Origin of the sequence: Paenibacillus sp. FSL H8-0457, assembly GCF_038051935.1 — a bacterium.
GTDB lineage: Bacteria > Bacillota > Bacilli > Paenibacillales > Paenibacillaceae > Paenibacillus_AQ > Paenibacillus_AQ lautus_A.
In genome coordinates, this window is the sequence record NZ_CP150293.1 from 1,045,480 (window position 1) to 1,055,000 (window position 9,521).

Below are 9,521 nucleotides of genomic sequence, written 5' to 3' on the forward strand. Positions count from 1 at the left end.
TGAATGAGATGGAGGCCACCCGTTGCTACGGGCTGGCCTTTTTCGTGCAGATCCTCCAGGCCAGGCGGGCGACGTGCTATGAATCATGCGGGACAGGCGAATCCTTTTCTAGCAAAAGACGTCTATCTTCGTGCTTTCTTGGAAAACCTATTCATAGATTCAAGATTCTAAGCTAGCGCTATTAAATAATCTATGAATATAGGTTGGAGGTTGATGTACTTGTATCGTTCATCCGTTCATGCTGAAGAAGCCGATCATCCGGAGTGGGCGCCAGATCTTCTGGGGAGGGTTACCAAACGGGTCGGCAGCGTCATCGTCGGACATGAGGAGCAAATCTCGTTAACGATGATTGCCTTGCTGGCCGGGGGCCATGTGCTGCTGGAGGACGTGCCGGGAGTCGGGAAGACCATGCTGGTGAAGTCGGTGGCTGCGTTAATCGGCTGCGATTTCAGCCGCATTCAGTTTACTTATGATCTGATGCCAGGGGACATTACGGGCGCATCGGTCTATTATCCGCACACGGGAGAATTTGTATTTAGGCCCGGACCGGTGATATCCAATATCGTGTTGGCCGATGAGATTAACCGGGCATCGCCGCGGGCGCAATCCGCGCTGCTGGAGGCGATGGAAGAGGGGCGCGTCACCGTGGACGGTCATACGTATCCGCTGCCTGCCCCGTTCTTCCTGCTGGCAACGCAAAATCCGTACGAATATGAAGGCACAAGCCGCCTGCCGGAGGCGCAGCTGGATCGCTTTTTGATGAGATTATCGCTGGGCTACCCCAACATGGAAGGCGAATTGGAGCTGCTGGAGCGGGGAATGGGCAGTTCCAGACTGGATGATCTGAAGCCGATCATGATGGGCTCCGAGCTCATCCGGATGCAGCAGAGCGTGTCCCGCGTCTTCGTGGATGACACCATCAAACGCTACATGGTCAGTGTGGCCGATGCTTCCCGAAGGCAGCAGGGCGTATCCCTGGGCATCAGTCCGAGAGGGACATTAGCGTGGCTCCGTGCTTCGCAGGCAGCCGCATTCTTGACAGGCCGAATGTATGTCATCCCGGATGACTGCCTGCGCGTTGCCGTACCGGTGCTGACCCACCGGATTCACCTCGGTCATGATGCACGCGCAGCCGGCGTGACTCCTTATGAAATGGTAGAATCCATCCTTACGAGGTTTGACCTGCCGCGCCAGCGCAGCCGGAAGGGAAGCACCTCATGAGACGGCGTCTGCTGGAATGGTTGAGAGGCATAGCCATCTGGTCGGTGTCTTTGGGGCTCTATCTTTGGTTAGGCGGGGAAGCGCTGCGGCTGGTTTGGTGGGCATCCACGATTCTATTGCTGGGAGGGGCTGTGACGAGCTTGCTCGGTCCGACCCGAATCACCATCTCGCACACAAGCTCCCCTTTGTGCATACAGGCTGGAGACTCCGTCCAGATGACGGTTCATGTTGCCTATCGTTGCATTCTTCCCCTGCCATGGCTTATCATCACCGACCGCATCGGCAGCAGGACATATCGCAAACTGCTGTTCCCGGGCATGCGGCGACGACTTGAGTATACCTACCGACTGAACCAGGTTCCCCGCGGAGTCTGGTCTTCGATCTATAGCGAGATGGAATGGGGTGATCTGTTCGGCTGGTTCAGGACAAACCGAAGTCTCCTCAGCGATTCGGGCGGCCTGATCGTGCTGCCAAAGCCCGCGGAGTGGCCTGTGGCCCAGATGCCCATGCATGGAAGCGATATGGATACGGAAGATGAACGCGTACGCTTCAACGTTTGGAATGAAATGAGAGGATCGGGCGTGCGCGATTATGTTCCAGGGGATCCCATGAATCGGATTCATTGGAAGAATTCCGCGAAGCTTGGCCGCTTGCAATCTTTTATGCCTCATGAGGGCTTTGGAGCAAGGCAGGGCGTTGTGCTGGATACATCGCTCCAAGGGTATGAGGGCCATGAAGCCCGGAAACCGCAGGAAGTATTTGAAGAAGCGGTATCGGCTGCAGCGGGAATGGTATCCCGGCTTATACGCCATAGAATCCCCTATCAATTATGCATGGATGGGACGGATTTAGAGGGTTCATCGATTGAACGCAAAGGCAGGTCCAAGGGGCAGCCGGATTCGTTGGTGCCTCTGGCCTCTGTTCAGCTAACCGGGAATGATCCGATGCGGAACCGAAGATTCCAGCAATCCTTCAATCCCTCGCAAAAGAATACGGATTGGGCTATCATCACCGGGTACTTCCATCAGGGTGCCGCTGTCGCCGGCATAAACCTCCTGAATGCGGGCTGCAGAAAGGTGACCATTTATTGCATTCAAAGCGTAAGCCGGTTGAAATCGGCTGAAAGCACAGCGGCGGCTCCATCGGAGAATCAGGCGCATCCGCCGTGGGCGCAGGAATTTTTCGGCAAAGGCGGGAAGCTGGTGTATGTACATGAAAAACCAGCAGTAGAGGTAGAGCACCCTATCAAGATCGGAGGTGCCGTCCATGACAGGACCGGACAGCTCGCCCGTTAGGGCTGGCGGCAATCGGGAAGCCGGGTCATTCGGATCACGGAGTGTGCCTTCGGTATTCGTTTCCAGATTGTCGCACGGAACGCTGCTTCATCGCATATTAATCACGCTGCCGGTGATGGGACTTCTGTCAGAGTGGCTCTTGCCCCTTCGGAATGCGGGTGAAACAGGCGGCCGGTTTGTGCTGGAAACCTTATTCCTATGGGCTTTGTTTCTGCTGCTACAAGGGTTGTTTACATGGCGAGGCTGGGTGTGGCTGCCGCTGAATGCCGGGCTGGTGGTCTGGCTCTGTTCCCGGTTGTTTGAATATAGCGATCCGCTCGCATGGCTGTCCGATTACGCTTCGCTGATACTTCCAGGCGACGCTTCGGCTTTCAGAAATGCGTGGGAGTTTACGATCTTAAGCCAGGAAACGAAGACGATCATCCTGCTTGTCGGCTGGGGCATCATGGTATCCGCAGTGCATATGCTGGCTCTGTATCGCCGGACCGTTTGGCTGTTTGGCGGTTCGACGCTGGTTTATTTGGCGGTGCTGGAGTCTGCCATGGAAGAAAGCGTCTATGGGGATATGCTGTGCGCGGTGCTGTACATGTTGCTGGCCCAGGGCATGATGCTGATCCTTAAGCTGAAGCAGGAAACCGTTGAGGGAACCTCTTCGGAAATGGACCTCCCCGAACCAATGCGAACCGGCCGCTTGTCCGGGCTGCCTCTGCTGCGCTGGAGCCTGTTTGTGCTGCTGGCCTCCGTTCTGATCGCGGGGATTACCCGAGTAGGAGGGGGCTTGGGCGAGCCTTCGCCAGGCATTGGATTGAGTGTGGCGGAAATGGCGGAACGACTGGCGGGATGGGGGGAGCGGCTCCGCGGAAATACGGAACCGTCGATTCCTGCCTCCCAGGTTGCGGGATATGCTTCCCAAGGAGAAGATTTGGGAGGCCCTCTGACGCTCAGCGATGCATTGTATTTTACGGCGCAATCGCCTGTACCGACGTATTGGCGCGGAGACACGTATAATCGATATGACGGCCGGAAATGGGATACAGATCCCTCCATCCGCAAGCCAGTCAAGCTATTGGAGGACCTGAGCGGTTTCCTGCCGTATTGGGAGCGTCCTTCTGGAGAGACGATCGTGCAGTCGCTGACTTTTGTACAGGAGACCCCCGTCCCATCTTTGCTGTCGGGAGGTATTATTACCCGCGTTAAGGAGATGCATTCTTCCAAAAAGAGAGGTGCGCCAAGGTTGGCCGTCGACAGGCTGTCCGAAACGATTTCCTTGCAAGGCGAGAGGGCGGTGTCCGGTTATACCGTAGAGACTTTATACGTGCAGCCGGAGGAGCAAGCGCTCCGCAGGGCGAACGGGGACGATCCCGAATATATGGAAGAAATGTATCTGGAGCTTCCCGAGGAACTGCCCTCCAGGGTGAAGGATTTAGCGCGGAAGATTACATCGGACGCCGCGGGCAGGTATGAAACGGCGCAAGCTATCGAATCCTATTTGGAGCAGAACTATACGTATACGCTGCAAACCTCCGTGCCACCGGAGGGCCGGGATTTTACGGATCATTTTTTGTTCGATGCGAAGGAAGGGTACTGCGTTCATTTTGCTACGGCGATGACCGTCTTACTCCGATCCGAGGGCATCCCCGCACGCTATGTGACGGGATTCGCGCCTGGCGATCGGGTGGCCGGCACGATGGATCGTTACGAGGTCGCCCAAAAGAATGCGCATGCGTGGGTGGAAGTGTTTTTCCCGGGACAGGGGTGGGTCCTGTTTGATCCGACTCCGGGCTTTGGGGTCGAGGGGATGTCCCCGCCTCCGGCTGCCGGCGATTCCGGCTCCGCCGGAATGATGTCATGGCATACCTTGTGGAGTACCATGATCTACGCTGCCGTTAAAGTGCTCCTTGTGATATCCGCCATCGGTCCCGTGATGTTTGGGGTCGCGCTTTTGTTGATCTTCCCTCTTATTGTGGCCGTCATTTGCCGAATTCCGGCCGTACGCCAAAGTTGGGCCTTCATGAGGATGGCCCGGACGATAGCGGTCAGCGGGCGGGAGGGACTCGTATCGGCGGCGGTATGGGTCTGGGACAAGTTGCAGCGCAAGTATGGGGATCTGGAAAGAGGGCAGACCATGCGTCAATACGTCAGCGCCCTGTCGATTGCCGATGCCGAATTCAGGGCGGAGCTGGAGGCGTTCGCGTCGCGTTGGGAGCGGGCGGCGTACCAGGATGAACCTTGGTCCCGTACGGAAAAAGTACTCTTTTTGCGCCAATGCATTCGAATTGTCAAAAAACTGGCATGAAAACAAAGGGCCCTCTTTCTTGACGGTATGAATTGGGGTTGCGTATAATTAATTTCATTAATCAAGGGAGGCCCGGTAATGAATAAGCCTAATGAAATCATCGTCGTTTTGGACTTCGGTGGACAGTACAACCAACTTATAGCACGACGCATTCGCGATCTTGGCGTTTATAGTGAGCTTCTGCCATACAATACGCCCGTCGAGAAGATTAAAGATCTCTCCCCGCGCGGCATTGTTTTCTCAGGAGGTCCTTCCAGCGTGTATTCCGAGAATGCACCGCATGTGGATCCTGCCATTTACGATCTGGGACTGCCGATCTTCGGCATTTGCTACGGCATGCAGCTGATGGCTCAGCAGCTGGACGGAAAAGTAGAGCGTGCTTCGAAGCGCGAATACGGTAAAGCCGAATTGGAATTCGCTCCGAACTCGACGCTTGTCAAAGGGATTGAGCAAAAACAAACCGTATGGATGAGTCATGGCGATCACGTGGTATCGCTGCCTTCCGGCTTCAAGCTGGATGCAGGAACGGAATCCGCTCCGATCGCCGCGATGAGTAACGAAGACAAGAAGCTGTACGCCGTGCAATTCCATCCGGAGGTTCGCCACTCCGTCCATGGTAACGAAATGATTAAGAATTTCCTGTACGAAGTATGCGGCTGCGAAGGCAACTGGAGCATGGAGACTTTCATCGAGGATCAGGTTCGCGAAATCCGTGAAGTGGTCGGCGAGAAAAAAGTGCTGTGTGCACTGAGCGGCGGCGTTGATTCATCCGTTGTGGCCATGCTGATTCACAAAGCCATCGGCGATCAGCTGACATGCATGTTCATCGATCATGGACTGCTGCGCAAGGGCGAGGCCGAGAGCGTGATGGAGACCTTTGTCGGCAAGTTCGACATGAAGGTCGTCAAGATTGACGCTCAGGAGCGTTTCATGTCCAAGCTGAAGGGCGTGGACGATCCGGAGAAAAAACGTAAAATCATCGGCAACGAGTTCATCTACGTATTCGATGAGGAATCCAGCAAGTTTGATGATTTCGCATTCCTGGCTCAAGGCACGCTGTATACCGATATCGTGGAGAGCGGAACGGACACGGCACATACGATCAAGTCCCACCACAATGTCGGCGGGCTGCCTGAAGACATGAAATTCGAGCTCATCGAGCCGCTCAAAGCCCTCTTTAAGGACGAAGTTCGCAAAGTCGGCGAAGAGCTTGGCTTGCCGGACGAGATCGTTCATCGTCAGCCTTTCCCTGGCCCGGGTCTTGCGATTCGCGTACTGGGCGAAGTAACGGAGGACAAGCTGCAAATCGTCCGCGACTCCGACTACATCCTGCGCGAGGAAATCGCGAAAGCTGGTCTGGATCGCGAAATCTGGCAGTATTTCACGGCGCTTCCGAACATGAAGAGCGTCGGCGTTATGGGTGATGCGCGCACGTATTCCTACACCGTAGGCATCCGCGCCGTAACCTCCATCGACGGCATGACGGCGGACTGGGCGCGCATCCCATGGGATGTGCTGGAGAAAATCTCCGTCCGCATCGTGAACGAAGTCGAGAACGTCAACCGCATCGTGTACGACGTGACTTCCAAGCCGCCAGCAACGATCGAGTGGGAGTAATTTTTATACTGCTTCACTAAACATAAAAACCTTCAAATCCACATCCGTGGGATTGAAGGTTTTTTGCGTTGGTACCATACGAGCTTTCCTCTTAAAACAATGGATTGAGGCCCTGGTTTATTGCATGCATCTTTTGTCCAATAAGATAAATAATACGTTAAGGTGCAATGGGTAAGAGCGAGCTTTAGGGAAGTTGAACCAAGACCGAACCTGTGAGGAGGAAAAGAATGAAAGCTATCGTCATTGACCGTTATGGTGGCAAGGAAGAGCTTCAGGAAAGAGAAGTACCTACTCCTGCACCGCAAGCGCATCAGGTCTTAGTCAAAGTGGCCGCTACCTCGATCAATCCAATTGACTGGAAGCTTCGAGAAGGCTATTTAAAACAAATGATGGATTGTGAGTTTCCCATTATTTTAGGATGGGATGTTGCCGGGACCATTTCGGAAATCGGGAGCGAGGTAACGGATTGGAAAGTGGGGGACGAAGTGTTTGCCCGCCCGGAAACGACCCGGTTTGGCACATATGCCGAATTTACTTTGGTGGATGACCACCTGTTGGCACGCAAGCCTGCTGCTATCTCATGGGAGGAAGCGGCATCCGTTCCGCTCGCGGGACTCACTGCTTGGCAGGCGCTGTTTACACATGGTGAACTGACCAAAGGAGAGAAGGTATTGATTCATGCAGGCGCTGGCGGCGTCGGCATGTTCGCTATCCAGTTTGCCAAACAAGCGGGTGCTTACGTCATAACGACCGCCACCGAACGCAATCATGAACTGCTTGCCTCACTCGGTGCTGATCGGATGATCGATTATCGGACGACCCGATTTGAAGATGAATTATCGGATGTGGACGTTGTGTTCGATACGATGGGCGGTGACGTGCAGAAGAACAGCTTTAAAGTACTGAAACAGCATACCGGGCGAATCATATCGATTGTCAGCGATTTTGATGAAGAACTGGTAAGAAAATACGACGTGACCGCCAAAAATATATGGCTGGATCCCAATGGCCAGCAGCTTCAGGAAATAGCCGATCTGTTAGAGCAAAAAAAGGTAAGAGCCGTCGTGGGAGCTACGTTTCCTTTTTCGCGAAAAGGGCTCTACGATGCCCACGCATTAAGTGAGACCCACCATGCTGTCGGTAAAATAGCCATAAGTTTCTCCTAAGGAGATAGACGATTCCGATTTCATCCTGCGTGTCCGGTTTCGACCCGCGTCTGCCACCATCGGATGTAAAACACCTCACCGGGCGGATTTCGATGAACATGTGCGCATCTTCCCAGGTTTTGGGTTATTTTTAGCCGTATGTAGGTCAGTCGTCCTAGAGCGGAAAGCTTTTGGAAAGGCAATTCCCGAACGTTTCTTTAAATTGACAAGTTTAATATTCGTTTTTGTTGTTGACAAGGTTGGGCTTCTCGTCCTAGAATATGTGTAGAAACCGACACGACAACTACAAATAACGAGCTTTTTCGTATAATCCCGGGAATGGGCCCGGGAGTCTCTACAGGTCACCGTAATGATCTCGCTACGAAAAGAAGAGCGGCAATATAATGATGCGGACTCGTCCAGCATTCGAGACCGGCCTGCAAGCTGGAGCAAAGCTCCAATGCAGCAGACCGGTTATTCGATAAGGATGCTGCCCGGCAGCATGCGAAAGATTGTTTTGCGGCTCTTTTTTCAAGCGACGGCCCTAGGGATCTATCCTTAGGGTCTATTTGTATGTTGCCGGTCATTAATTTAAGGGGGATATCTCTACAATGGAGCGTTTCTTTAAACTAAAGGAACACGGAACGAATGTAAGAACCGAGATTATCGCAGGCTTGACGACCTTTATGACCATGGCTTACATCCTGCTGGTCAACAATCTGTTCCTGGGTCCTGACGGCGCGGGCATTCCACAAGAAGGCGTATTCTTCGCTACCGCTGTTGGTGCCGGTCTCGTGACCATGGCCATGGGCTTTTTCGTTAACATTCCGGTTGCGCTGGCACCAGGTATGGGTTTGAATGCGTATTTCATGACAGTTGTATTAAGCTCGAACGGTGCGATTACTTGGCAGGCGGCGCTCGGTGCCGTATTCATCTCCGGTATCGTCTTCATCATTCTTACGGTAACCAAAGTCCGCCAAATGCTGTTGACGGCGGTTCCGAACAACTTGAAGATCGCCATTACCGTTGGTATCGGATTGTTCATTACGATCGTTGGCCTGAAGCTGGGCAATATCGTTACGGCTTCCATCAACCCGGGAACGGATATCTCTCATCCGGTACCAGGCGGTGCCTTCAATCTTGGTCTTGGAAATTTCGTTGAAAACAAGGATACGCTGCTTGCGATCATCGGGCTGTTCCTGATTGCCATCCTGATGGTCCTGAAGCTGAAAGGCGCACTGCTTATCGGTATCGTGCTGACGACGCTGATCGGTATTCCGATGGGCGTTACCGATCTGTCGGGTCTGAGCACCGCGAGCTGGATTCCTTCGTTCGATAATCTGGCTGTCGGTCAGATGGACTTGAAGGGTGCGCTCGGGATTGGTCTTATCGAAGTTATTTTCATCTTCACATTCGTCGAGCTGTTCGATACGTTCGGAACGCTGGTTGGTACGGCCGGCCGTGCCGGACTTCTGAAGAACAAAGAAGAAGGCGAGAAAAAGCTCGGCAAAGCGATGCTCGTGGATGCGGGCGGCGTAAGCGCAGGCGCATTCCTCGGAACTAGTACGATCACGGCCTTCGTAGAAAGTACTTCCGGTGTTGCTGAAGGCGGACGTACAGGCTTGACTGCGGTTACCACAGGCGTACTCTTCATTCTGGCATTGTTCCTGGCTCCGATTGCACTGGTTGTTCCTTCGGCCGCTACGGCACCCGCACTTGTCATCGTCGGCGTCCTGATGATGAGCCAGGTACGCGATATCGAGTGGGACGATTTCATGCAAGCTTTCCCGGCATTCTTGACGATCATCCTGATGCCATTCACAGGCGGTATCGCGAACGGGATCTCCGCTGGTATCATTGCTTATGTGATTCTTGCGGTATTCGGCAAATTGATTGGCCGCACGGATACCAAGGTACATTGGCTGATGTGGATCTTGTTTGTGATCA

At 53.8% G+C, this 9,521-nt stretch carries 6 protein-coding genes and 1 riboswitch (1 of these 7 running past the window's edge); all 6 genes read left to right on the forward strand.

The window, feature by feature from the left end; genetic code table 11:
* Positions 1-213 precede the first annotated feature (213 nt).
* Positions 214-1,221: a MoxR family ATPase gene (locus MHI43_RS04560; protein ID WP_049788667.1), complete on the forward strand. Its 1,008-nt coding sequence runs from the start codon at positions 214-216 to the stop codon at positions 1,219-1,221.
* On the forward strand, positions 1,218-2,516 hold the full coding sequence (locus MHI43_RS04565) for a DUF58 domain-containing protein (RefSeq protein ID WP_036664356.1): 1,299 nt from the start codon (positions 1,218-1,220) through the stop codon (positions 2,514-2,516). The genes MHI43_RS04560 and MHI43_RS04565 overlap by 4 nt, the downstream gene beginning before the upstream one ends.
* The gene (locus MHI43_RS04570) at positions 2,488-4,812 is read left to right on the forward strand and encodes a transglutaminase-like domain-containing protein (RefSeq protein ID WP_036664354.1); all 2,325 of its coding nucleotides are present in this window, start codon (positions 2,488-2,490) and stop codon (positions 4,810-4,812) included. Before MHI43_RS04565 ends, MHI43_RS04570 begins: the two co-directional genes overlap by 29 nt.
* A gap of 78 nt (positions 4,813-4,890) precedes the next feature.
* Positions 4,891-6,429, forward strand: coding sequence for a glutamine-hydrolyzing GMP synthase (gene guaA / locus MHI43_RS04575; RefSeq protein ID WP_012819063.1), 1,539 nt, complete (start codon positions 4,891-4,893; stop codon positions 6,427-6,429).
* Positions 6,430-6,656: 227 nt separating this feature from the next.
* Positions 6,657-7,595, forward strand: a complete 939-nt coding sequence (locus tag MHI43_RS04580; RefSeq protein WP_036664351.1) for an NADP-dependent oxidoreductase — start codon at positions 6,657-6,659, stop codon at positions 7,593-7,595.
* Positions 7,596-7,877: 282 nt separating this feature from the next.
* Positions 7,878-7,976, forward strand: a riboswitch (purine riboswitch).
* Positions 7,977-8,185: 209 nt separating this feature from the next.
* Positions 8,186-9,521, forward strand: the 5' portion of a protein-coding gene (locus tag MHI43_RS04585) for an NCS2 family permease (protein ID WP_012819065.1). It continues 35 nt past the right edge of the window; the window shows 1,336 of its 1,371 coding nt (coding positions 1-1,336); the start codon lies at positions 8,186-8,188; its stop codon lies off the right edge, out of view.

Bases quoted from the DNA above. Each gene is read 5' to 3' on its own strand.
- MHI43_RS04560 (WP_049788667.1), top strand. From the start codon at position 214: ATGTACTTGTATCGTTCATCCGTTCATGCTGAAGAAGCCGATCATCCG.
- MHI43_RS04565 (WP_036664356.1), top strand. From the start codon at position 1,218: ATGAGACGGCGTCTGCTGGAATGGTTGAGAGGCATAGCCATCTGGTCG.
- MHI43_RS04570 (WP_036664354.1), top strand. From the start codon at position 2,488: ATGACAGGACCGGACAGCTCGCCCGTTAGGGCTGGCGGCAATCGGGAA.
- guaA (WP_012819063.1), top strand. From the start codon at position 4,891: ATGAATAAGCCTAATGAAATCATCGTCGTTTTGGACTTCGGTGGACAG.
- MHI43_RS04580 (WP_036664351.1), top strand. From the start codon at position 6,657: ATGAAAGCTATCGTCATTGACCGTTATGGTGGCAAGGAAGAGCTTCAG.